This window comes from Legionella resiliens (assembly GCF_021344005.1).
Classification (GTDB): domain Bacteria; phylum Pseudomonadota; class Gammaproteobacteria; order Legionellales; family Legionellaceae; genus Legionella; species Legionella resiliens.
In genome coordinates, this window is the sequence record NZ_JAJTND010000003.1 from 66,389 (window position 1) to 92,192 (window position 25,804).

The window sequence follows — 25,804 nt, forward strand, 5'->3', positions numbered from 1 at the left end:
TCGCCTCTTTATTATTAAAAATAAACAATAAAAAAATCAATTTAAAATTGTGAAAAAATGGCGCAATTAGTAGGAGTCAATTCAAACTTGAGTTTTTCACCCGAATATAACACTATGAAATTGCATCACTTTTTTGAACGATCGGCTGATAATTATTCAAGCAATATTGCTTTGATTTGTGATAATGCATTTATTTCCTACCAGGAATTAGAAAATCGGGCGAATCAATTAGCTCATTATCTCCATGAGAATAAAATATCCACAGGCAGCATTGTAGGCATTCTACTAGAGCGTTCTATAGAGTGCTATATTGCTATACTCGCTACTTTAAAAACAGGTGCAGCTTATGTGCCTCTTGAAGTAGAGTATCCAGACGAACGTATTAATTATATTTTTTCTGATCTGTCCTTTGATGCAGTTTTAACTTCTTCAATGCAATTAGACCAAAAAAATCTGACATGGCCAACTTTTTACGCTCTTGATAAGCTTGCCAAAAGAATTTCCAACTACCCTACCCAGAGACTAACTTCCCAAGGTGATTTAAGCACTGATGATTTGTGTTATATCATTTACACTTCGGGTTCAACAGGAAAGCCCAAAGGCGTGGAAATTACGCAACGCAGTATTTGTCATTACGTTGAAGTTGCGAGCACACTTTATGATATAAAAAGTAATGATAAGGTATACCAAGGTTTTTCATTGGCATTCGATGCTTCTTTAGAAGAGTTTTGGATGGCCTTTGCCAATGGTGCTGCCCTTGTCGCGTGTACTGCAAAAGAGGTCCGATCCGGTTTAGGTCTGGTTTCCTTTTTACAACAGCATCGGGTTAGTGTTTTTTCTACAGTTCCCACTCTATTGTCTTCTTTAGAAGGACAATTACCTGATTTGCGTCTTTTAATCTTGGGGGGAGAGACTTGTCCACCCAGTTTGGTTAAGCGCTGGAGCAGATCGGGTCTGCGCATTATCAATACTTATGGTCCTACTGAAGCAACGATTATCGCGACTTATGCAGAATGTCATCCTGAGCAAGAAATTACTATTGGTAAAACCCTGCCTGGTTATGAAGTACTCATTGTGGATGAACAATTGCAGGAAGTAGCTGATGGTGAGGAAGGTGAACTTTGTATTGCTGGAGTTGCCTTGGCTCGTGGTTATGTTAATCGACCTGAGATTACAGCAGAAAAATTCGTTTTAAATCCTGTAAATAAACATCAACGTTTATATCGAACAGGTGATTTAGTTTCAAGAGATTCTAACGGGAATCTGCGTTTTGTGGGACGCGTGGATGATCAGGTCAAATTGCGTGGATTTCGCATTGAACTCAATGAAATTGAAGCCGTTATTATGCAATTTGCTGGAGTTAAACAAGCAGTGGTTTCTTTGCAAACACTGGAACAACCTATTTTAGTTGCTTATTTGATTCTTGATACATATAACGCGTTCGATGCAAATGAATTTAAAGCTTTTTTAAGGTCACATTTACCTGATTATATGCTCCCCTCTTTAATCGAAGTTTTGGAAACTCTTCCAGTTTTAGCTAGTGGTAAGGTGAATCGCAAAGAGCTTCCTAAACCCGTACAACAAAAAACAGAGAGCCCTTATAATGCGCCTGAATCTGAGTTAGCCAAGGAAATTGCATGGGTTTGGGAAAAAGTATTTGATTGTAAGAATATTTCCGTAAATGCAGACTTTTTCTATGATTTAGGTGGACACTCATTACATGCGGCAAAAGTAATTTCTAGTTTGCGAAAAATATCTGCTTTAAAAAACATCTCAATTTTGGATTTATATAAAAATCCAACGATTGCTCAACTGGAGCAGAAGTTTCGTGAACCTAATTTCTATGCACACGTTGAGGAAAATCAGTCGGCCCCCAAAAAGTATAGTGTGCCCCAATGGAAATATTATTTATGTGGTATTGGTCAGTTTTTTGGCTGCTTATTGCAATATGCGGTAGGTACCTTACAACTGCTTGCTGTTATTTTGTGCTACAGCTGGGTTAGTTCTGAGTATTCAATTATTTCCAGAGAATCACAGCTAGCACTTTTAGTATTATTTCTATCGATGCCAATCATTTCCTTATTGATAACGATTGGCTTGAAATGGCTCTTACTGGGACGAGTGAAACCAGGAAAATACCCTCTTTGGGGATGGTTCTATTATCGCTGGTGGTTGGTGCAAAGATTGCAAAAGAATTTGTTTTTAGCCAAATTTTTAGTTGGCTCGCCATTGGCCGGTATTTATTATCGCTTATTAGGGGCCAAAATAGGTAAAAATTGTTATTTGGGTTCCATGCAGATTTCTGCCCATGATTCATTAACCATAGGAGATAATACTTCTATTGGTGCTGATTGTAGGCTTAATGGCTATATTGTTGAGGATGGATGGTTAAAAATTGGAACCATCAATATCGGCAATAATTGTTATGTAGGTTCGCGGGCAGTAGTTGGGTTAAATACCCGGATTGAAGATAATGCACTCCTGGATGAAATGTCCATGTTGCCTGATCAGGGTTTAATTCCTCAAGGAACTTACTTTTCGGGTTCTCCTGCAGTCCCTGGTGCTGTCCCTGTCGACCACGTTACACGGAAAAAAGTTACCGTTGAAGAATCGAGCATGATGAAAAATACTCTTTTTGGTATTTTGCATTACTTAGGCATCATTTTTGTCATGGGGATATATTACTTATGCTTAATTCCCTCAATCTCTTTGATTAGCTATTACTATGATCAAAGCCATTATTTTACGACTATGTTTTTTGCAATACCTTTAGGGGCAATTCTGTTTTTAGGCTTATATTATTCATGCATTGTACTCTGTAAAAAAGTTATTATGAATAAGATCAAACCTGGCAATTATCCTTTGAAGAGTGTGTACTATTTTCGTCATTGGCTCATGGTGAAGTTGCTGGATGGGGATGAAATCTCAGTTATGGCGGATACTTTGTATATGCCAGCCTTTTTACGATTATTGGGAGCAAAACTAGGTAAAGGAGTGGAAATGGGAGAAACACCTCATATTATTCCTGACCTGGTGACTATTGAAGAAGGTGGTTTTACTGCCAGTTCAGTCGCTTTAGCCTGGCCTCATGTTTACAATGGGGTCATTTCTTTTGCTCCGGTGGCTATTGGACGCAGAGCTTTCGTAGGGAATGTAAGTTTATTATCTGCAGGCAAATCCATTGGTGAAGGTACTTTATTAGGATGTTTATCAGTGACTCCGCCAAGTGACAAAGCAATGGAACCTTATTCTGCTTGGTTAGGTTCTCCGGCTGTATTTCTCCCAAAACGAGAGTTATTTGTTGGTTTTTCTGATAAAGATACATTTTATCCATCCAAAAAACTCTACTGCATGCGTTTATTCATTGAGTTTATACGAATTATTTTACCATCAACATTTTCATTGATTGGATTATTCAATATGCTTTATGTATTGGATTATATGTTGAACGAATATTCATGGTTTATGACAGCACTGGTGCTTCCACCAACAGAGATGTTCATTACTGTCTGCCTTGTTGGAATATTGGTAGCTCTAAAATGGGGAATTTTAGGTAAATTAAAACCATTAACTAAACCTATTTGGGACTCCTTTATTTGGAAAAATGATGTGATCGAATACTCGTATAACTACTATACGAACCCACATTGGACTAACAAAGTTTTAGGAACTCCCTTTGCGCTTTGGGTACATCGTTGCCTGGGAACTAAAGCAGGGAAAAGGGTTTTCACAGATAGCGCGGAATTTTCTGAGTTTGACTTAATTACGATTGGTGATGATGTTTGCATTAATGCGGAGACAATAATCCAAACCCATCTCTATGAAGATAGAATATTTAAAGTATCTCATGTGACTATTGGCTCTGGTTGTAATGTTGGTGTAGGTTCAATTGTTCTTTACAACACGTTAATGGAAAAAAATTCTTCTTTAGGTAGCCTTTCTTTACTCATGAAAGGGGAATGTTTACCCGAAAATACCCATTGGGCTGGTATTCCTGCACAATCTACAGCTCTTGGCACGCCATATCGATACGTTTTACAGCCTTCTACAACAGTAAAGGTTCCAGACGAGGCAATTCCAGAGTTATTATAACTATTGTCCACGTACTACTACGTCCCGCGGCTTGTCCAGGGATCCAGGTAATCTGCAATACATGGACCTCGCGGACAAGCCGTGTGGCGTAGGCAGAGATATGATCACGCTCTTTTGTTTACAAGTTAAAGATACAATCCTGTTGCTGCTAACGGGATTTTTTCCATCACAATAGACCTGGCTGCAAAACAGCCAGTTACAACAAAATTTAGAAATTACCCTAATAAATAATTATCAATTAAGCGGATGTCATTAACACGTACCGCAGCAAAACGGCGGCCTTGGTGTTCTTCAACGTATTCCACCCCAATCCCTTTTTCTGTTAATTTTTTTATGATTTGATCACATGTGAGTACCTTTTGCTGAAATATTGCGGCAAATTCTTCAGCTAAAGCTTTTTGCTCTTTATTGAGTCGATTATTGCGAGAACTGTAAGCCAAACCACTGGCTTCACGAATTGTAGGACACGCTTTGATTTCAACATCCATAAAAAATGCTTTAGCCATTCCTTGAATTAATAAGTATTGTTGATAATCTTTTTCACCAAAATAAGCTCGATGAGGCTTAACTAAATTCAACAATTTCATGACGATGGTTAATACACCATTAAAGTGTCCAGGTCGATGGCTTCCTTCCATGAGTTGACAAAGCTGGCGTTCATGCACCTGATAAGTGTATTCATCAGCATAGATTGATTTTTCATCCGGAAGAATACAAAAATCAACACCACAATCTTCCATAATTTTGAGATCTGCTTCTAATGTTCTAGGGTAATGTTTAAAGTCTTCAGCCTGATTAAATTGCGTAGGATTTACAAATAAACTGGATACAGTATGATCCGTTTCTTTTTGGCTGGCTAAAAACAAAGACGCATGCCCAGCATGTAAATTACCCATTGTTGGTGCAAAGCCCAGAGTTAATTCGGTAGATAAAGATTTACGAAAGCGTAACCATTCGTCGAGATTGTGAAAAATGTGCATGAGTTACTCCTTAGGAATTTGTGAGTGAATAATTCTCGTAAGCGCTTACAACCTATGACCGGAAAGCCATATTTGGCTCATCTTGAACGAAAAATACTCTGATAAATGCTCACAGACTGATGCATGCTGCGCTTTCTCATCGTAATTTTCGTTCAACCATAAACACATCAAGCAAATAAGAGAATTATTCTGCTCTCCAATTAAAATGAATGTTCGGTTGCTGGAAAACTAGCTTGTTGAACCTGTTGAACATAGGTATTTAATGCATTCAACAGAATTTCTTTGCCTTGGAGGTATCTTTTAACAAATTTGGGATTAAAATCAGTCTGTAAACCCAACATGTCATGCCAAACAAGTACTTGTCCATCGGTATGAGGACCCGCTCCAATACCAATAGTAGGGATACTCAATGACTTGGTTATTGTTAATGCAAGCTGTTGAGGTATGCATTCGAGTACTAGAGCAAAACAGCCTGCCGCTTCTAACTGATGAGCTTGCTGGATAAGCTTTTCTGCTTGTTCCTGATTTTTTCCCTGTACTTTATAGCCGCCTAATTGATGAATGGATTGTGGGGTCAAACCGATATGACCTATAACTGGGACACCTGCGTTGACCAGATAAGAAATAGTGTGACATGTATCTGCATCGGCTCCTTCAATTTTCACAGCATGGGCTCCTGCTTGAAGTAAGCATTTTACATTTTCTACAGATTGAGTCAGTGAGTTTTTATGACTTAAAAAGGGAAGATCGCTGATTAAAAATTGTTGTTTTAAGCCACGTGCTACAGCTTGGGTATGAAGTATCATCATCTCCATCGTAGCCATAATGGTTGTATCATGGCCATGTACTGCCATAGCCACAGAATCTCCGACCAAAACACAATCAATATTTGATTCAGCTACAATGCAAGCAGATGGATAATCATAGCAGGTAATCATGGAAATTTTTTGTTGTTCTTCTTGTTTGCGTTTGAAATCATGAATTTTCATGCTGCGTTACTCCTTACTAAAGGGAAGTAAGCGTGAAAATGAAAAGCGAGACACAATATAGGTACCTGTCGCATGGATCAAGTCCTCCAAAAAAATTAAAATAGAAGTCGCTGCCAACTCGGGTCAGCGCATTATGCACAGCTATCAGCACGCACACAATGGCTATCATATTGCAAATTCAGGTAGTTGAGAAGAGTCGATAAGTTATGCATTTATGGGGTAAGGATCCGACCTATCATATAAATATAGTTTGTAGTATGCTCTAGCGCTGGCAAAGGTACAATTAGAGAAGGGCATCCATTGAGCCATTTTTTGTTTTTGAAAATCTTTTTCAGGAACTTTACATGGAAGTCTAAGAATTAAGCCAGACCTTTCAAAATCTATACTCTGCCTGTTTTATTTTTCAAATAAAGCCAATCTACAATGATTATCGATGACAATTCGATGTTCAAGAGACTGGATGAGCACTAAAAATCTTCATAGTTAAAATGAGAAATTTATAATGGAACTATTAAATAGGAAGTTATTTACTCACTCTGATCCCACAGAAATAAAAGGGTTAACTGGTCTTCGTGGATATGCCGCACTTTGGGTTTTCTTTTTACATGCATCAGGGGAATGGCAAGGCGATACTTTTGCAATGAAACTTGCCAGTTATGGGGCCTCGGGTGTTACGGTATTTTTTGTGCTTTCCGGTTTTATCCTTTCCTATGTGTACTCTAGTAAATTTGCAAAAAAAACAATTGGATACCGTAGTTTTATGTTTGCCCGATTCGCTCGCGTATATCCACTACATTTAGTGACCCTTATACTTTATGGTGCTTTTGTATGGGTTGGAATTGATCTTCAGCCGAGCAATACATGGAAAACATTTATATTAAACCTTGCACTGCTCCAGGCCTGGGGATTCACAGAGCATCTTTCGTGGAATCAACCTTCATGGTCAGTAAGTACCGAGTTTTTCAGCTATCTGCTTTTTCCGCTATTCATCAGCAGACTTGCCAAAGCTCCTCTGTGGGCATTGTTTATCATCATGGCAATTATCTACTCTCAGATAAGGTATTCTTTTTATGATGCTCTTATAAATTGGGGAATAGCACATCAATTTCTAAATACAGGCCGTCAACTTACATTTTCTCATGGAATTTCTCTGGTGCTATTTTTCTGGGCATTCTTCTGGGGATGTGTCGTGTATTTTCTGGTAGAAAAGATCAAAAAATGGACGAATAATAGTGTCGTTTATGATATTTTGACTCTAGTTGGCGTATGTCTTATTCTGAATTTTTACTGTGCTACCTTATGGGAAACCATAGTTCCTGCCACATTGATTATCATGGGCCTTTCCAATAACTCAGGACTGTCCAAAATGCTTTTTGGGAATAAGTTAGCATTTTTCATGGGCAAAATTTCTTATGCTTTTTATTTATCTGCACTTATGGTTCAAGTAGTTTTACATCCATTCCACTTACCCATTGTACTTGATTTAGCAGCGGCTATTATCGTTGCTACGTTGCTTCATTATTTCGTTGAGCAACCTGCTCGCGAGCTATTAAGGAAGAAAATGAATTATTCGTTGAACAATGAGAAGAGTGCTGCCAGTGCCCTTGCGCTTCAAAATTAAGGTGTAACCGATGGGGATAATCCATCACTTATATCAGTCATGCTAGAGGCGCCAAGCCTCTTTAGTTCATTTTATTTTCCTTAAGAACAATAGAGTAACTGAAATGTAAAAAAGTCTCTAAAAGTAAAATGCTTAGAAAAAGATGGTCGGTTATTATTGGTATTGACTCTTTTATGCATTTTGTTCCTCTATAATTCTGAGTTATCATTCATGCTTTTCATAGCCTACTGCTGTGGAAAGCTCTGAGTAGTCGCGTGAAAAGGTACTTTATGACAATAGGTTTTTTATGCAAATCACTGAAAAATTAGCGCTCCCAGGGGAACATGTTTTGTTTTTGCAAGGAGCAATTGGGAAACTGGAAGCAGTTTTAACTGTTCCAGAACACAATCATTCTGCTTTTATAGCCTTTTTGGGCCACCCACACTCCTTGCAAGGAGGCACAATGAGCAATAAAGTAGTTACTACATTAGCACGTGCCTTTAGAGAATTAGGTGTTCCTTCATTACGTTTTAATTTTCGTGGGGTAGGCCAATCGGAAGGAGCTTATGACTCAGGGATTGGCGAAAGCGAAGACATGCTGATTTTGGTTCGTGAATGGCAAAAAGAGCAGCCCGAAAAGAAACTCATCTTTGCTGGTTTTTCTTTTGGCTCTTACGTGGCTTATCGTGCAGCAGTTCAAACGGATTCACAACTCTTAATTACGATAGCTCCTCCGGTGCATCATTATGATTATCGTGAATTTAATCCCGCTCCTTATCCCTGGCTTATTATACAAGGTGATGAAGATGAGGTTGTTCCTCCTGCTTTGGTTTTTGATTTTGCTTCCCAGAGCAATCCTGAAATACCGGTAATTCGTTTTGCCAATACCGGCCACTTTTTTCATGGAAAATTAATAGATCTGAAAACAAAACTCATGGAATATATTCGTTCTCAGGTTGTTTTATAATGAATTTGATTACTCAATATGAAGCTGCGATTCATCGTGGTGAAATTGATGATGATCCGTTACAACGTGACATATTGATACGTATGCAACACCTTATCGATAGCGTGAACAAATCGAATTCATCCTGGCTTTATCCATTAATTAAATCTAAGGTCAAAGGCATATATCTTTACGGTCCTGTTGGTGTGGGAAAAACCTATTTAATTGATTTATTTTACGATTGTCTTGAAGAAAAAAAGAAGGCTCGTTTTCATTTCCATCATTTCATGCAACAAGTCGATGCTCGCTTAAGACAATTGCAAGGACAAAAAAATCCGCTTCGTAAAATTGCTAAAGAATTAGCAAAAACAATACGAGTACTTTGTTTTGATGAATTTATGGTGCATGACGTGGCTTATGCCATGATTTTGGCCGAATTATTGCAAGCTTTGACGGCACATGGCGTTATTTTGGTAATTTCTTCGAATATACCCCCTGATGATTTGTATCGAAATGGAGTTCATCGCAAACGATTTTTACCTGCAATTGCCGCAATTAAAGCTCATTGCGAGGTGCTGTATTTAAATGAACAAAGAGATTATCGGGTTGGGCGAACCCCTTTATTAGATGCTTATTTATTTCCTTTAAATGAACAAACTGAACAAACCATGGAAAAACAATTCGCACTTTTAGTGGCTGAGTTTAAAGAAAATGGGGTAATTACGATACAAAATCGTGAAATTCCTTATCTTAAGCGTGCTGAAAAGGCGATTTGGTTTTCCTTTGATATTCTGTGTAATTTACCTCGCAGCCAATTGGATTACTTAGAGCTCGCGGATAAGTTTGATACTATTTTTCTAAGTAACATACCTGTGCTTACAGTAAATCATACGTTACAGGCGATTATGTTCATTCACTTTATTGACGTAATGTACGATCGTGGAATTAATATTATTATTTCCGCAGAAGTGACGGTTGATGAATTGTATCTCGAGGGTGAAATGAAAGAAACCTTTAAGCGTACCTTAAGTCGGTTATTGGAAATGCAGTCAGTGGATTATTTAGCACGTCATCCTAAAAGAGAGCTTCAGGAATTCATTACAAATAATTCTTAGTTGGAGGGAAACGAAGCATTTAGCAGAAATATTTCTGAATTTTCACACCTAGACTACGAATGGTCAGATTAAAATAAATGTATATTTTTTTTCTTATTTGAGAATGATTCTCGATTTCATTTATGCTAAAATTAGGTTATTTCACGGGTTGCTGTTAGGACATGATAAAAATTACAGAGTTGGTACAAGGCGATAAAGCACGGTTAACCAGTTTTGGTACAACTGATATGCAGTACAGGCGTAGACTTTTATCTTTAGGTGTGACTTGTGGTACAGAGCTCTTAGTTGTCCGAATTGCCCCTTTAGGATGCCCTATACAAATTGAAGTCAGAGGAACTGCTTTAACGTTGCGTAAGGAAGAGGCGAGTCAATTGATTTTGGAGCGAATATGACTCATGTGTTGTTAGTAGGTAACCCTAATTGTGGTAAAACCACATTATTTAATGCATTAACTGGCGACAATCAGCGTATAGGAAATTGGCCGGGTGTTACGGTTGAAAAGAAAACGGGGAAATTCTTTGTCGATCAGCAGCGATTTGAAGTGACTGATTTGCCAGGAGTTTATTCTCTAGCAGCTAATGCGGATGGAATCAGTCAGGATGAGCAAATCGCTGCACAGGCTGTTGCCACTATGGAGGCAGATTGTATCATTAATGTGATCGATGCCTGTCATCTCGAACGGCATTTATATTTGACCACCCAAATCCTGGAGTTAGGCAAACCGGTACTACTCGCACTAAATATGATGGATATTGCCGAGCAGCGGGGTATATCCATAGATCCAAATGCCTTGTCACAACAATTAGGTTGCCCTGTTATTCCTATCCAGGCACATAAAAAGGTAGGTATATCTCAGCTGATGCAAGAATTGACTCGAATGCCTCAGACCATGATTCCGTGGGTATTACCTGTCTCTGAGTCCATACAACAGACTTTAGAGACCCTGGAAAATACATTAATTCATGAAGGTTATAGCCAATCGCTTGCTTATTATTATGCACGTAGACTTCCTGAGGGAGATGGATTGTTATTCGGCAAGGAGATTGCTAAGGATTTGACTTTATTGAACGAAGCGGATCCCAGTCTTGATATATTATTGGCCGATGCTCGATACCAGAAAATACACGCCATGGTTGAATCTGTACAGAAAAAACACAGTGATGCCAGTGAACATTTTACTGCAAAACTCGATAAGATTATGTTACATCGTTTTTTTGCCCTCCCTATTTTTTTTGCCATGATGTATTTGATGTTTTTATTTGCAATTAATGTGGGTGGTGCGTTTCAAGATTTTTTTGATATCAGTACTGATACACTATTTGTACAAGGCACTGCCTGGTTATTACAACAGATTCATGCTCCCAATTGGTTGATTGCTTTATTGGCGAATGGTGTAGGTAAAGGTATAAATACCACGTTAACGTTTATCCCCGTTATTGCTGCAATGTTCTTTTTCTTATCTTTGTTGGAAACGTCTGGATATATGGCAAGGGCAGCTTTTGTTGTTGACAAAGCAATGAGAATGATGGGTTTGCCTGGCAAGTCTTTTGTGCCGATGATTGTTGGTTTTGGTTGCAACGTTCCTGCGATTATGGCAGCACGTACCTTGGATTCAGAGCGCGATCGGTTATTAACCGTCATGATGAGTCCTTTTATGTCATGTAGCGCACGTCTTGCCATTTACGCTGTATTTGTCGCTGCATTTTTCCCTTCTGGTGGACAAAACATCGTGTTTTCTTTGTATCTTATCGGGATTTTGATGGCTGTATTAACGGGATTTATCTTGCGTAAATCTATGTTAAAGGGAAATGCCTCCCCCTTAATTTTGGAGCTTCCTGCTTATCATAAACCTGCACTCAAGCGCTTATTTAAAGAAACTTTTATGCGACTGCGTTTTTTTATAGTACGGGCAGGCAAATTAATTGTGCCAATTTGTGTTATTTTAGGTGGCTTAAATGCCATTACTTTGAGCGGCGGAGTGAATTCGGGTGAAGCCAGTACTCAATCATTATTGTCTTTAATGGGGCAATGGATTACTCCTCTATTTGCACCCATGGGGATTCATCAAGATAATTGGCCTGCCACAGTCGGGTTGTTAACGGGCATGTTAGCCAAAGAGGTAGTGGTTGGGACGTTAAATTCACTGTATGCACAAATAGGTCACGTAGGGGAAATTGCCACTGCACACTTTGATTTTTTAGCAGGCATCAAGGCAGCCTTATGGTCTATACCGCAGAATTTAGCTCAACTAGGCTCTGCTTTGCTCAATCCTGTATTAGCTAGTGCAGCAGATAACCCCGTATCTCAGTCCGTATATGGAATAATGGCCCAGCGCTTTGATGGAAAAATAGGGGCATATGCTTATCTGTTATTTGTTCTACTTTACATTCCCTGTGTCTCTACTATGGCGGTAATTCGACAAGAGGCAAATAGAAAATATATGTGGATTTCTGTAGTTTGGTCTTTTGTTGTTGCCTATATCGCAGCAGTTTTATTTTATCAAGTGGCTAAATGGATTCAGAGTTCGGAGCACAATATTTTGGGGATTATCGTATTCTTATTCGTTTTATTTTTTGCTATAGGCTTGCGCCAATACATCAAACGCAGCGTAAGGAGGAATCATGTTGTTGCAAATACGTAATTACATTTGCCGTGAAGGTGTAGTGAGCACGCAACAATTGACTCGAGAGTTTCGCTTGGAACTCACAGCATTACAACCTATGCTTGATTTATGGATAGGTAAGGGTGTAATACGTAAGTGTCAGGAAAAGGGGAATTGTCAAAGCACATGCTTTAAGTGTCGTTCTAACTCCCCTGAATTTTATCAATATCTTTTGTAATTTGCCGCGCACTTGAGTTACATTTTTTTACGGGTTTTTTACTTAAGTTACTTTAACTTTCGTGCTCATTCACCAAATTTGGGCTAATATAATAATCATATGGTTTTGAAAAATGCGGTATACAAATGGCTGATGAATCAGATATTCCTATTGAAGAAAACCCAGACTTTCCTGATGTTGAAGAAAACTTCGAACTTCTTGATGAGAACAAGAACAGCATCGATTTTCGCAAGCTGCAAATGGAAGAGGATTTAAATGATCCAGTAACTTTAGTAGAACGTGTTTATCAAATCTGGTGGCATTGGGCTGATTTTGAACTTTATATTGTATCTCCGACTATAGATATTATTTCTCCTGCAATAATTCTCAAACCAGAACTTATAACAGGAACAAACGAGTATGAATTTGTATATCCTATTCTTGATTCAGGATCCAAATTGTCTACTTCTAAAAGCGAAGAGATGCTTTCTGCTGGTATGTCAATGTATAAGCTCTATATGACCATAGAAAAAATGATTTATATATTGGTTGAGCGTTTAAAAGAAGGGGGCATTGATAAAGAAACGGAAGTTCAAGTGGCTTTCGGCGGACATTTGCTCCCCCAAAGAAAGGCTTTTGAATCAATTATCAATTTACCTTATAACGTCGTAGTAACTAACTTTGATCCAGGTGCATGGGGTGAGCGTTATTTACAAATTGTCAAACAAAATGCGGATAAGTATGGGTATCCTTCTGAATCTCCACGTGACACCTATAGACAGCCACATAAAGGCCCTAGCTCAGGTCCTAAAAGATAAGAATTTATTATCTTAAATTCCCTGAGCTGAAGTTTTTCAATTTTCAAATGAGATTGAATTAAGGCTTTGCTTTAATGCAAGGTGTTCGTTTTTACGGCAATGCTCATCAATGTAATCAATGCAAATCTTTAATTCCTTATCTATTCCGCTCATTGCTTTTAATTGATCCACCGCATCGCTTGCTGCTTTATTCCTGACATCTTCTTCTGTTTCTTTGTCTGCTCGTTTTACTCTAGCAAGAATTGTTTTTACCTGCTTTAACTGGGTATTAAATAATTGACTCATAGTGGTATGATGATCACAGTAGTCTGTAAGTATTGTTTTTGTCAGGGCTAAAGGATCGTGTTCTAAGTGATGCTGATGCATTAGTTCATAGGAGAGATAACTGGTAATTTCCTGATTCCCAGCGTGCTGTGCAATTTGTAACGCATTTTTAATGAAATAAAGAGAAGGTTTATTCTGTTCCTCTAAATTGCACAGCAGCTGGACAACCTCAATGCGTCCTATTCTGGCTGCAACGAGCAGCAAAGTACCAGCAGTTCTTTTGTCGGGTTGCATAAAACTGCAAAGTGCCTTAAAAACTCCCCTTGGAGGATTTTCCCCCACTGTTGCTAATGCATAAGTTAATGCACAATTCATTGCCTTCTGAGAAGGCTTACCCCATTGGTCTTGAATGAAATAATTCAAAAGCTTTTCCCATTCTCCATATTGAGCTGATAGGATGAAGTGTTTATCGGTTCGTCTCTGTAGAGTATATAATGCTTTATCCACTAGCTCTTTATCGGGTACATTTGCCGGCGGTTTTAGGCTTATAATAGCTTTAATTGCCTCACATACCTTAGAAGAGGATTCTATATCACCATGACGTTCATATCGTATCAACCTTAATAGCGCGAGTTCTAAGCTTGCATTGATTGCTCTTTTAGTGGGCTGGAGTGCTGGAGCAGCTAAGCGTGCAAGAGCGATAACAGCTTCCCAATTGTTAGTTTGAAGTGCTGTTACTGTTGCAAGCTCGAACACTCTGTCCACAGCGATTTGACTTGGTTGACGTGTTAGGATAGTCAAGTTTAAAAGAGCGAACACAAAATCCCAATTATTTATTTTAGTTGCTGCTAATCCTGCATTCACTAATATCTTGTCTATAGCTTTCTGACTTGGTTTACGTGCTGGATCAGTTAAGTTTGTGAGGGCGATAAAAAACTCCCAATTATTGATTTTAGCCGCGACCATTGCCGCTTGCTCTAAAGCGTAGTCTGCAATTTTTTGACTTGGTTGATGAGTTTTTGATTTTAAGCTGCATAACATGATGACAATGTTCCATCGTTTCTCAGCCTCTTCTGTTGAAACTTGAGATGCTGCAGCTATTGCGGTTTTTACTGCTTTGTCAATCACTTCGGGCCGAATTTTGGCCATGGCTAAAGTTGATTTTATATATTGACGACTGTTTACTGTTCGAAAAAGTCCTCTGGAGGCGAGGTCGACTAGTCTTATTTCTTGTGAATTAAATTCAGTTTCTAGCATGGAATATTTACCTATAAAAAAACAAAGCGCATTAATTATACACTAAGTTCTTGTTAATTAACCGGGTAAGTCAGTAATTCATATTTTCATGTGCTGCAAGTTATTTTTCCATTGAGTCACCGCCCCCCGAAATAATTTAAACCAAAACGAGAATGGCTATGTACTTTGGCTCGATCAGTACAGTGGAACCCCTGAGTCATCTGATAAAGCTTATTATGAGGCAATAAAGTCATTAAAGCCGGGGGATAAAGTAGATATTAAAATGTTTAGAGGCAGTATTTCTTTTGATGACTCAAATGAAATAGAGCGATTAAAAGATAAATTAACTCAAATGAAAGTTCAGCATGATATAAATATTATTCAAGTTCCTTCGAGTACAACAAGTTATAACCTTGCGTATAGTCCGGCTGAAGATAAAGTTCTAATTTGGCGGGGTCATCAGAGAATAAAGGATAAGTTTTTGGAAATTAGTCATATTTTCTCTAAAAAATCGTCACTTCAAGAAAAAGGAATAACTTCTTTTAAAAATCGTTTCATTGATTATTATCAATCGCTGCATGCAGCAGGTTTTACTCAGGAAGAAGCAGCTAAAAAAGCAATTGAAAAATATATTTCTGTTAGAGAGTCTTGGCTAGAGAATAAATTACCTTACCGAGGAGGATTGAAACTCTTTTTTAACAAAGATCAGACACAAATAAATTTAGGTATTGCCCGAAAGTTGATACAAGATGTTTCAAACATAGAAAGTTTAGATACTGATAAATTGAGCAATGGACATCTTAAAGAGTTAATTACGGTCATTAGCAATGATAATAAGGATTATTTAGAATTAAAAGAGACGATTTCTTCAGAGTACCATGATAAGGAGCGCTCACTTAGAACAGAAATTGTATAAATTAGTACTCGATGCATCTTAATACATATCACTTGATTTTTGTATGCATGCTATTCACAGTGCTGACGCTCAAGTCATGGTGAAAATAACAACAAAAAAATAATTGACTCTTCACTCTATTACAATGAATCAAAGTTTGCTTTTGCTCGAATTCCATAGCGTCTTAATCTTGCGCGATAAAAACAGAGTGCTATACTTCGCATTTGTGCTTTATTTAATTAACTTTTCTAATTAAGGAAGAAACTCACAGTGAACAAAAAAAGACCCGTTAATCTGGATTTGGGTAGTTTAAAATTTCCCCCTATGGCTATAGCATCAATTTTACATAGGATTTCAGGGGTGGTTTTATTTTTACTGTTACCCATAATGTTGTATATTTTTGGTCAATCAGTGCAATCGGAAGAAGCCTTTATACAGGTAAAAGATTTATTGTCTCATCCCGTTTATAAAGTGGTGGTATGGGCATTTGGGGCTGCGATGATATATCATTTGCTTGCAGGGATTAGGCATCTTGTGATGGATATGGGATTTGGTGAGCATCTTGATGCCGGTCGGCGTTCTGCTGTTTTAGTCATTATTCTTGCCATTATTTTGTCAATTTTTCTAGGATTTTGGATATGGTAAATAATGTCACCAGCTTAACAGGTAATGGGTTAAAGGATTGGTTGATTCAACGAGTTACAGCAGTTTATTTTGCTGTTTATTCTTTTTTTATCATTGGTTTTTTGTTATTGCATCCTGAATTGGGCTTCGCACAATGGCATGCTCTTTTTTCTAATACCCTGGTTCGGATTGCATCACTTATTGCATTGTTTGCGCTTTCATTGCATGCATGGATAGGTATTTGGACTGTGACTACAGATTATATGAAATGTACTGCCTTGCGTTTATCAGTACAAATGTTAGTTGTTTTATGGCTCCTTAGTCAATTTATCTGGGGCTTAATGATCCTTTGGGGGCAGTAGCATGGCAATTGCACGTAACACATTTGATGCAGTAATTATTGGAGCAGGCGGAGCCGGAATGCGTGCTGCACTGCAGATGGCAAATTCTGGATTAAAAGTCGCACTCTTATCCAAAGTATTCCCAACCCGTTCACATACCGTATCTGCCCAAGGGGGTATTACCTGTGCATTGGGAAATGCCCATGAAGATGATTGGCGCTGGCATATGTATGATACAGTGAAGGGTGCTGATTATATTGGTGATCAGGATTCAATCGAGTACCTCTGTAAAACAGGGCCAGAAGCTGTATATGAACTAGAACACATGGGGTTGCCTTTTTCACGTACGGATGATGGTAAAATCTATCAACGTCAGTTTGGTGGCCAATCCAAAAATTTTGGTGGAGACCAGGCTGCGCGCACTTGTGCTGCAGCAGATAGAACAGGGCATGCTTTACTGCATACGCTGTATCAACAAAATTTAAAAGCCAAAACACATGTATTTAGTGAATGGTATGCTCTTGATCTTGTCAAAAATTCTCAGGGCCACATATCTGGTGTTACTGCCATGTGTATTGAGACAGGTGAGGTAGTATTTTTCCAGTCAAAAGTTTGCATCCTGGCTACTGGTGGTGCTGGTCGTATTTACCAATCCACAACCAATGCATTTATCAATACCGGTGATGGTTTCGGTATGGCACTAAGAGCTGGCATTCCTTTGCAAGATATGGAAATGTGGCAATTTCATCCTACTGGCATTGCTGGGGCTGGTGTATTAGTCACCGAAGGGTGCCGGGGTGAAGGCGGTTATTTGATTAATAAAGACGGTGAACGTTTTATGGAGCGTTATGCACCGCGGGTTAAAGATTTAGCTTCTCGAGATGTAGTCGCTCGTTCTATGGCTCTCGAAATACGTGCAGGTAAGGGCTTTGATCCTAAAGGGATTGATCATGTTAAGTTAAAACTGGATCATTTAGGAGCCGATCTTATCATGTCACGTTTGCCAGGCATTCGTGAGTTATCTATGAAATTCGCAGGAGTTGACCCAATTGTTGAACCGATTCCTGTAGTTCCAACCTGCCACTACAGCATGGGAGGAATACCAACGAATATGTATGGCCAAGTACTTACCAAAACCAATGGTAAGGAACATATCGTAGAGGGATTGTATGCGGTAGGCGAGTGTGCATGTGTTTCTGTGCATGGCGCAAACCGGTTAGGCGGCAATTCCTTACTAGACTTAGTGGTTTTCGGTCGGGCTGCAGGGCTGCACGTTGAAGAGTTATGGCAATCACATCAATTACCAGAGATGGCTTACATCAGCGATGATGATATTGCTTCATCGTTACAGCGATATAACCGATGGAATGATTCAACAGAGGGCGAAAGTCCTGCTGTAATTCATGATGAAATGCAACGTGTAATGCAAGAAGACTTCGGTGTATTTCGCACTGGAGAAGTAATGGCTTCAGGTTTGAAGCGTCTTCAGGCTTTGCGTGAGCGTTTGGAGCATGCCAAATTGGAAGACAAAAGTAAGATATTTAATACAGAGCGGGTTAGTGCCTTAGAACTGGATAATTTAATGGCAACTGCATATGCAACAGCGCAGTCTGCGATTGTTCGCACGGAAAGTCGTGGTGCTCATAGTCGTGAAGATTATCCAAAACGTGATGACGAGAACTGGATTAAACATACGCTATATTTTGAGGAAGGTGAGAAGATTGATTTTCGACCGGTTAATGCATCACCTAAACATGTCGAACCTTTTGCGCCGAAAGAACGCGTTTACTAAAGAGGATAGATTACATGGCAGATAGTAGAAATTTGACCCTATCAATATATCGCTATAATCCTGAGGTGGATGCTAAGCCTTATATGAAAGATTATGAATTGGAGATCCCGGCTAAAAGTGATCCCATGGTGCTCACATTACTTGAGCGTTTAAAAGCAGAGCAGGATCCTTCTATAACCTATAGACGCTCCTGCCGCGAAGGGGTGTGCGGGTCGGATGGTATGAACATTAACGGGGCTAATGCTTTAGCCTGTATTACTCATATATCTCAATTAAAGACCGATAAAATAGTTGTTCGTCCTTTACCTGGATTTCCAGTAATCCGTGACTTGGCAGTTGATTTGTCCCAGTTTTACCAACAGTACGAGCGCATAGAGCCTTATTTGCAAAATGATGCGGTACCTCCTGCTCAAGAACGCCTGCAATCCCCAGAAGAGCGTGCATTACTTGATGGGTTATATGAATGTATTTTATGTGCCTGTTGTACCAGTTCATGCCCCTCATACTGGTGGAACCCAGAAAAGTATGTTGGTCCAGCGGGATTATTACAGGCAAGACGATTTTTAGCAGACAGTCGAGATACTGCAACGGCACATCGTTTGGATAAATTACAAGATCCTTTCAGTGTGTTTCGTTGTCGGAGCATTATGAATTGTACCAGTGTCTGCCCGAAAGGACTCAATCCAATGAAGGCGATTGCAGATATTCGCTTACAAATGTTGACGCAAGAAACCTAATAGTACTTTTCTTGTTATTAAAAGGTATCTGGTAAAGCCATTAAATAGGAGCATGTAATTCTCAATAAAAACGGGAATTATCTTCTGTGAGGGGCTCGAAACCAGTATAAGGATGATCCCCGCCCTAGCGGGGATAGCTGTTTTATCCACGTGGATGAGTGGAATAGCCAATTGTAATGGCGTAGAGATTAATATCCCTTTGGAGTGAGAGAAAATGAGCAGTTCCGATCTGCAAAAAGAATGGGCTTCTTCCTATTTGTCTGGTGGAAGTATGGCGTATGTTGATAGTCTTTATGAAGATTATCTTGCTGATCCTAGTTCGGTTTCATCCGATTGGCGCGCAGTATTCAGCGCTTTACCTAAGGTTAATAGTGCCGAGAAGGAATTCTCGCATCGAGATATCCGTGATTATTTTTTGCAGAATGCAGATAAAAAAGCAGTACCTGTTGTTCAAGCTTCAGATAGCCAACAATTCAGAATTGCAGATTTAATTAATGCGTATCGTGCATTGGGGCATCATGCTGCTAAACTCGATCCTCTGGAGATGACAGAACGTACCCCCGTACCAGCATTGGAATTGGAGCATCATCATTTATCTGATGTAGATAGAAACCGAAAGTTTTTTGCAGGCACCACGTTCAATGGTCCAGAAATGACTCTGGATGAGATATATCAAGCACTACGTGAAACATATTGCGGTAGTATTGGTATTGAATACATGCATATTTCTAATACCGAAGAAATAGAATGGCTGCAGGAGCGAATGGAGTCTGTGCATGGTCGTCTTAACTTGGATAAAGAAAAAAAACTGCAAATTTTAAAAGATTTAATTGCTGCAGATGGTTTAGAGCGTTATTTAGGGACCCGCTACGTGGGACAAAAACGATTCTCTCTTGAGGGGGGCGACTCACTCATCCCTATGATGAAAGAAATTATTGAGTGTGCTGGAAGGGATAACGTTAAAGAAGTAGTTATTGGTATGGCACATCGAGGCCGTCTCAATGTATTGGTAAATGTTTTAGGTAAAGAACCTAACCAGCTTTTCCAGGAATTTGAAGGAAAAATAAAATATGAACGTACTGGTGATGTGAAGTATCATTTAGGTTTTTCTTCGGATATAAAAACAAATTCAGGCTCAGTAGTGCATCTGGCTTTAGCTTTTAATCCGTCACACTTGGAAATTATTGGCCCAGTAGTAGAAGGATCTGTTCGTTCTCGGTTAGGCCGTCGCGATGATCTGAAGAAAAAGGAGAAAGTTGTCCCTGTTGTCATTCATGGAGATGCTGCATTTGCCGGCCAAGGCGTCGTGATGGAAACGTTCAATTTTTCTCAGGCCCGTGGTTATTGCACAGGTGGTACGGTTCACATTGTTATTAACAACCAAATAGGTTTTACTACCAGTAATCCTTTGGATGCACGTTCTACTCTATATTGTACTGATGTTGCCAAAATGGTTCAGGCACCTGTTATTCATGTGAATGGTGATGACGCTGAGGCAGTCGTATTTGCGACTAAGCTCGCATTTGATTTCAGAATGAAATTTAAACGGGATGTTGTAGTTGATCTCGTGTGTTACCGCCGACATGGGCATAATGAAGCAGATGAGCCGGCAGTAACTCAACCTTCTATGTATCGAAAAATTAAATCCATGCGTCCCTTACGTGAAATTTATGCCGATCGTCTTATTCAGGAAGGTGTGTTGACGAGGAAAGACTCTGAAAAATTAGTGGATGCCTATCGTGATACCTTAGATAAGGGTAAGGCAGTAGTGGACTTGGTACACGGTGATTATGAAGGGAAATATGCGGTTGATTGGACTCCTTATTCGAAGGCAAAATGGACAGATAAAGTAGATACAACGATCACCAAGGAAAACTTACAAAAACTAACCAAGCAATTGAATGCTTTACCTAAGGGTTTTACTTTACACTCCGTAGTTCAACGATTATTGAATGAACGAGACAAAATGACCGCAGGTGAGATACCGATGAACTGGGGATATGCTGAAACTATGGCATACGCCAGTCTGGTTCAGGAAGGTTATGGCGTGCGTTTATCAGGTCAGGATTCTGGAAGAGGAACTTTTGCGCACAGGCATGCTGTATTACATGATGCTGAAACTGGGGAAACGTTTGTTCCTCTTGAGCAAATAAAGAATGAGTTGAACCGACCTTTTTCTGTTATCGATTCGGTACTGTCTGAAGAAGCAGTACTGGCTTTTGAATATGGATTTGCTGCTTCTGCTCCAAATTTCTTAGTGTTATGGGAAGCTCAGTTTGGTGATTTTGCTAATGGTGCTCAAGTAGTTATTGATCAATTCATCAGTTCTGGTGAGCAAAAATGGGGCCGTTTATGTGGCTTAGTCATGTTGTTACCCCATGGATATGAAGGACAGGGACCGGAGCATTCATCAGCTCGTTTGGAGCGTTACATGCAGCTTTGTGCTCAGCATAATATGCAAGTCTGTACCCCAACTACTCCGGCACAGATATTCCATTTGTTAAGAAGACAAGTTATTCGTAATTTCCGGAAACCCTTAATCGTCATGACACCTAAGAGCCTTTTACGTCACAAATTAGCGGTTTCTCCTTTAGAGGACTTATTTAAAGGTAAATTCCATAACGTTATTCCGGAAATTGACACGCTTGATCCGAAAAAAATTACAAAAGTAGTATTGTGCTGTGGAAAAGTTTATTATGATTTACTGCAAATGCGTCGTGATAAAGAGTTAAACCATATTGCTTTAGTGCGAATCGAGCAATTATACCCGTTTCCTAAAAAAGCACTTACAACAGAGCTAAATAAATATACCCAAGCTAAGCAAATTATTTGGTGCCAGGAAGAGCCACAAAATCAGGGAGTCTGGTTCTCTTCCCAACATAATATAAAAGATTGTTTACGTCCCGAGCAATCCTTGCATTATGCCGGAAGAGAATTTGCTGCCGCACCTGCTGTTGGGAGTCCAGCACTGCATGCACAGCAACAGCAAGCTTTAGTAGAGCAAGCTTTATTGGACTGAGTTTGAGTTTATCGTAGTCTGGCGCAATTTCATTTTTCCCCAGACTACAATGTGTTAACAAATTTAATAAAATAAGAAGGTATAATCATGTCTATCGAAGTCAAAGTACCTGTTTTGCCTGAATCAGTTGCTGATGCAACTGTAGCTGCATGGCACAAAAAAGTAGGTGATAAAGTTACCCGTGATGAAAATTTACTGGACCTAGAAACTGACAAAGTCGTATTAGAAGTGCCTGCTCCTGCTGATGGAATATTGGCTGAAATCAAGTTTCAAGAAGGTGATACAGTACAGTCTGGCCAGTTACTAGCAAAAATAAAAGAAGGCTCTGACTCTGACGCTAAAGAAGAAAAAAAAGAAGAAAAGAAAACTGAAACGGCGAAGGAAAGTGAAGAAGCGGAACGTGATAAAGTAAGTGCGAAGGAAGATAAATCAACCAGTCCTGTAGTACGTCGCATGCTGGCAGAACATGATCTACAGCCAGGGCAAATTCAGGGCAGTGGCAAGGAGGGGCGTATTACTAAAGAGGATGTTCTCTCTTACATAGAATCCAATAGAGAAAAAACTTCTAAATCTGGAGAGAGTAAAAAAGAAGAGACACCTAAGACACCCATGGGCTTGCGTGAAGAGCGACGTGTTCCGATGACCCGTTTAAGGGCAAAAATTGCAGAGCGTTTATTGGCAGCCCAGCATAACGCGGCAATGTTGACCACATTTAACGAAGTCAATTTGAAAGCAGTGATGGACATGCGTGCTCAATATAAAGACAGTTTTGAGAAAAAACATGGGGTCAAGCTTGGATTTATGTCCTTTTTTACCAAGGCAGTTGTTGAGTCATTAAAGCGTTTTCCAGCAGTAAATGCTTCCATAGATGGCCAAGATGTGGTTTATCATGGCTTTTATGATATTGGTATTGCTGTCTCCACAGAGAGAGGCCTGGTAGTCCCCGTAATTCGAGATGCCGATCAGATGAGTATGGCAGACATTGAACTGGCAATTAACGATTCGGCTACAAAGGCCAGACAAGGCAAATTGGCTATGGAAGACATGCAAGGAGGTACCTTTACTATTACTAATGGTGGGGTATTTGGTTCGTTATTGGCTACCCCAATTATTAACCCGCCGCAAACAGGTATACTAGGAATGCATAAAATTGAAGACAGACCTGTGGTGGAAAAAGGACAAATTGTAATTCGTCCTATGATGTATGTCGCTTTATCTTATGATCATCGGTTGATTGATGGTAAAGATTCAGTACAATTTTTGGTGAGCGTTAAAGAATTATTGGAAGATCCAGCTCGCCTTTTACTTAATGTTTAATGAAATGTAACAGCGAAATCCGCATTTGACTCATAAATGTACTCATAGTAAATCCTGAGTTTCGTTTTGCCTCTCGCTCAGGATGCGATACACAAATTGATACTTATGAGTAGTGCCAGATTTTGCTTCTTTTAGAAAGGTAATTGCAATGAATTTACATGAATACCAGGCCAAACAATTATTTGCGAGCTACAATTTACCCGTTCCAAACGGCGAAGTAGCTTATAATGTTGAAGATGCAATCCAAGTGGCTTCACAGTTATCTACTGCTCGTTGGGTTGTTAAAGCCCAAGTCCACGCAGGTGGTCGAGGAAAAGCCGGTGGTGTGAAATTAGTCTCGAATAAAGATGAGTTGGCTGCAGCGGTTAAATCATTATTAGGGACTCGTTTGGTAACATACCAAACAGATGCTCATGGCCAGCCAGTTAATTGCGTGCTAATTGAAGAGACATGCGAAATCGGCCGAGAGTTATATCTTGGAGCTGTTGTTGATCGTGCTACTCGTCGTGTTGTATTCATGGCCTCTACTGAGGGTGGTGTTGAAATAGAAAAAGTGGCTGAAGAGACGCCTGAAAAAATTTTCAAGGTCATCGTCGATCCGCTTGTCGGCGTTATGCCGTTCCAATGCCGTGACGTAGGATTCAAATTGGGATTAAAGGAAGAACAAATTAAACACTTTACCCATTTGATGATGGGCTTGGGCAAGATGTTTGTTGATTGTGATTTAAGTTTATTAGAAATCAACCCATTAGTTGTAACAAAGCAAGGGCAATTAATTTGTTTGGATGGAAAAATTAACATTGACGGCAATGCCTTGTATCGTCAACCTAAATTAAAAAATATGCGTGATACGACTCAAGAAGATGAGCGCGAAAATCGTGCCAGTGACTGGGAGTTAAATTATATTCCACTCGATGGAACCATTGGTTGTATGGTGAATGGTGCGGGTCTGGCTATGGCGACTATGGATGTGATCAAGCTTCATGGTGGTGAACCGGCTAATTTCCTTGATGTGGGCGGTGGTGCTACTAAAGAACGCGTGAGTGAAGCACTGAAAATTATTGTCTCTGATGAAAAAGTCAAAGGCATTTTGGTAAATATTTTTGGTGGTATTGTTCGTTGTGATCTCATTGCTGATGGTATTCTCGCTGCAGTGAAAGAGGTCGATGTGAAAATTCCTGTAGTAGTGCGTCTTGAAGGTAATAATGCACAACTAGGTGCTGATATTTTAAATAAAAGTGATTTGAATGTGATTGCTGCAACCAGTTTAACTGATGCTGCGAAGAAGATTGTGGCAGCTGTTGCCTAATTACTAAATTTCGAGGTTAACAATGAGTGTATTAGTTAATAAACATACTAAAGTACTGTGTCAGGGTTTTACTGGAAAGCAAGGAACTTATCATTCAGAACAAGCGATTGCTTATGGCACACATATGGTAGGGGGTGTGACCCCAGGCAAAGGCGGACAAAAGCATTTAGGCTTGCCAGTATTTAATACGATGCGTGAAGCTGTTCAAGAAACCAAAGCGGAAGCCAGCGTGATTTATGTTCCGGCACCATTTTGTAAGGATTCTATTTTAGAAGCAGCAGATGCCGGCATTCAATTAATTGTTTGCATTACGGAAGGCGTTCCTGTATTAGACATGTTGCAAGTAAAAGTCTATTTGGAAAACAATACCCAAGCCCGTTTGATTGGACCTAATTGCCCTGGAATAATTACCCCAGGCGAATGCAAAATTGGGATTATGCCAGGATCAATTCATTTACCTGGTAAAGTAGGTATTGTTTCCCGGTCCGGCACTCTAACCTATGAAGCGGTGAAACAAACCACAGATAAAGGCTTTGGTCAAAGTACCTGTATTGGTATTGGAGGGGATCCGATTCCTGGAACCAGTTTTATTGATGCCTTGGCTTTATTTGAACAAGATTCTCAAACAAAAGCTATTATCATGGTAGGTGAAATTGGAGGATCTGCAGAAGAAGAGGCAGCTGAATACATTAAATCTCATGTAAGCAAGCCTGTAGTTTCCTATATCGCAGGCGTTACTGCACCTGCAGGAAAACGTATGGGACATGCTGGTGCGATTATCTCCGGTGGTAAAGGAACAGCAGCTGAAAAATACGCAGCTTTAGAAGCTGCTGGAGTAAGAACAGTACGCTCCCCAGCTGATTTGGGCGATGCAATTGCTGAAGTAACCGGCTGGTAACTCAGCTTACGTA

General features: G+C 39.5%; 20 protein-coding genes. 17 read left to right on the forward strand and 3 right to left on the reverse strand.

Going from position 1 to position 25,804, the window contains the following annotated elements; translation table 11 throughout:
• Positions 1 to 57: 57 nt before the first annotated feature.
• Positions 58 to 4,092, forward strand: a complete 4,035-nt coding sequence (locus tag LXO92_RS04035) for a Pls/PosA family non-ribosomal peptide synthetase (protein ID WP_232890426.1) — start codon at positions 58 to 60, stop codon at positions 4,090 to 4,092.
• Positions 4,093 to 4,307: 215 nt separating this feature from the next.
• On the opposite strand, the gene panC is transcribed toward LXO92_RS04035, so the two are convergent.
• The gene (gene panC / locus LXO92_RS04040; RefSeq protein WP_182351445.1) at positions 4,308 to 5,072 is read right to left on the reverse strand and encodes a pantoate--beta-alanine ligase; all 765 of its coding nucleotides are present in this window, start codon (positions 5,070 to 5,072) and stop codon (positions 4,308 to 4,310) included.
• A gap of 200 nt (positions 5,073 to 5,272) precedes the next feature.
• Positions 5,273 to 6,061 carry a 3-methyl-2-oxobutanoate hydroxymethyltransferase gene (gene panB, locus LXO92_RS04045; protein WP_232890427.1) on the reverse strand — a complete coding sequence of 263 codons (789 nt, stop codon included), beginning with the start codon at positions 6,059 to 6,061 and terminating at the stop codon, positions 5,273 to 5,275.
• Positions 6,062 to 6,563: 502 nt separating this feature from the next.
• Between panB and LXO92_RS04050 the strand changes: the two genes are divergently transcribed.
• The 7 genes from LXO92_RS04050 to LXO92_RS04080 all read left to right on the forward strand — a co-directional run bounded on the left by LXO92_RS04050 (position 6,564) and on the right by LXO92_RS04080 (position 13,359).
• Positions 6,564 to 7,682 (forward strand): acyltransferase family protein, encoded by a 1,119-nt coding sequence (locus LXO92_RS04050; RefSeq protein ID WP_182351447.1) that lies wholly within the window; start codon positions 6,564 to 6,566, stop codon positions 7,680 to 7,682.
• A gap of 286 nt (positions 7,683 to 7,968) precedes the next feature.
• Entirely contained in the window at positions 7,969 to 8,628 is a 660-nt protein-coding gene (locus LXO92_RS04055; protein ID WP_232890428.1) for an alpha/beta hydrolase, read from the forward strand.
• Positions 8,628 to 9,722 carry a cell division protein ZapE gene (zapE, locus tag LXO92_RS04060; RefSeq protein WP_182351449.1) on the forward strand — a complete coding sequence of 365 codons (1,095 nt, stop codon included), beginning with the start codon at positions 8,628 to 8,630 and terminating at the stop codon, positions 9,720 to 9,722. Before LXO92_RS04055 ends, zapE begins: the two co-directional genes overlap by 1 nt.
• Positions 9,723 to 9,883: 161 nt before the next feature.
• Positions 9,884 to 10,114: a FeoA family protein gene (locus tag LXO92_RS04065; RefSeq protein WP_182351450.1), complete on the forward strand. Its 231-nt coding sequence runs from the start codon at positions 9,884 to 9,886 to the stop codon at positions 10,112 to 10,114.
• Positions 10,111 to 12,363, forward strand: a complete 2,253-nt coding sequence (gene feoB, locus LXO92_RS04070) for a Fe(2+) transporter permease subunit FeoB (RefSeq protein ID WP_182351451.1) — start codon at positions 10,111 to 10,113, stop codon at positions 12,361 to 12,363. Before LXO92_RS04065 ends, feoB begins: the two co-directional genes overlap by 4 nt.
• Positions 12,344 to 12,562, forward strand: a complete 219-nt coding sequence (locus tag LXO92_RS04075) for a FeoC-like transcriptional regulator (RefSeq protein ID WP_182351452.1) — start codon at positions 12,344 to 12,346, stop codon at positions 12,560 to 12,562. Before feoB ends, LXO92_RS04075 begins: the two co-directional genes overlap by 20 nt.
• Before the next feature lie 125 nt (positions 12,563 to 12,687).
• Positions 12,688 to 13,359: a virulence factor gene (locus tag LXO92_RS04080; protein ID WP_232890429.1), complete on the forward strand. Its 672-nt coding sequence runs from the start codon at positions 12,688 to 12,690 to the stop codon at positions 13,357 to 13,359.
• Positions 13,360 to 13,395: 36 nt separating this feature from the next.
• On the opposite strand, the gene LXO92_RS04085 is transcribed toward LXO92_RS04080, so the two are convergent.
• Positions 13,396 to 14,880, reverse strand: a complete 1,485-nt coding sequence (locus LXO92_RS04085) for a hypothetical protein (protein WP_182351453.1) — start codon at positions 14,878 to 14,880, stop codon at positions 13,396 to 13,398.
• A 262-nt stretch (positions 14,881 to 15,142) separates the two neighbouring features.
• Between LXO92_RS04085 and LXO92_RS04090 the strand changes: the two genes are divergently transcribed.
• The 9 genes from LXO92_RS04090 to sucD all read left to right on the forward strand — a co-directional run bounded on the left by LXO92_RS04090 (position 15,143) and on the right by sucD (position 25,791).
• Complete coding sequence (locus LXO92_RS04090; RefSeq protein WP_182351454.1) at positions 15,143 to 15,775, forward strand: hypothetical protein; 633 nt, start codon at positions 15,143 to 15,145, stop codon at positions 15,773 to 15,775.
• Between the two features lie 249 nt (positions 15,776 to 16,024).
• Positions 16,025 to 16,399, forward strand: a complete 375-nt coding sequence (sdhC, locus tag LXO92_RS04095; protein ID WP_182351455.1) for a succinate dehydrogenase, cytochrome b556 subunit — start codon at positions 16,025 to 16,027, stop codon at positions 16,397 to 16,399.
• Positions 16,393 to 16,740, forward strand: a complete 348-nt coding sequence (gene sdhD / locus LXO92_RS04100) for a succinate dehydrogenase, hydrophobic membrane anchor protein (RefSeq protein ID WP_182351456.1) — start codon at positions 16,393 to 16,395, stop codon at positions 16,738 to 16,740. The genes sdhC and sdhD overlap by 7 nt, the downstream gene beginning before the upstream one ends.
• A 1-nt stretch (position 16,741) precedes the next feature.
• Positions 16,742 to 18,511, forward strand: a complete 1,770-nt coding sequence (gene sdhA, locus LXO92_RS04105) for a succinate dehydrogenase flavoprotein subunit (RefSeq protein ID WP_182351457.1) — start codon at positions 16,742 to 16,744, stop codon at positions 18,509 to 18,511.
• 14 nt (positions 18,512 to 18,525) lie between these two features.
• Complete coding sequence (locus LXO92_RS04110; RefSeq protein ID WP_232890430.1) at positions 18,526 to 19,248, forward strand: succinate dehydrogenase iron-sulfur subunit; 723 nt, start codon at positions 18,526 to 18,528, stop codon at positions 19,246 to 19,248.
• A 214-nt stretch (positions 19,249 to 19,462) separates the two neighbouring features.
• Complete coding sequence (locus tag LXO92_RS04115; protein ID WP_182351459.1) at positions 19,463 to 22,267, forward strand: 2-oxoglutarate dehydrogenase E1 component; 2,805 nt, start codon at positions 19,463 to 19,465, stop codon at positions 22,265 to 22,267.
• Between the two features lie 87 nt (positions 22,268 to 22,354).
• Positions 22,355 to 23,584 (forward strand): 2-oxoglutarate dehydrogenase complex dihydrolipoyllysine-residue succinyltransferase, encoded by a 1,230-nt coding sequence (odhB, locus tag LXO92_RS04120; protein ID WP_182351460.1) that lies wholly within the window; start codon positions 22,355 to 22,357, stop codon positions 23,582 to 23,584.
• Positions 23,585 to 23,732: 148 nt separating this feature from the next.
• On the forward strand, positions 23,733 to 24,893 hold the full coding sequence (gene sucC / locus LXO92_RS04125; protein ID WP_182351461.1) for an ADP-forming succinate--CoA ligase subunit beta: 1,161 nt from the start codon (positions 23,733 to 23,735) through the stop codon (positions 24,891 to 24,893).
• Between the two features lie 22 nt (positions 24,894 to 24,915).
• The gene (gene sucD / locus LXO92_RS04130; RefSeq protein ID WP_182351462.1) at positions 24,916 to 25,791 is read left to right on the forward strand and encodes a succinate--CoA ligase subunit alpha; all 876 of its coding nucleotides are present in this window, start codon (positions 24,916 to 24,918) and stop codon (positions 25,789 to 25,791) included.
• The last annotated feature ends 13 nt before the right edge of the window (positions 25,792 to 25,804 follow it).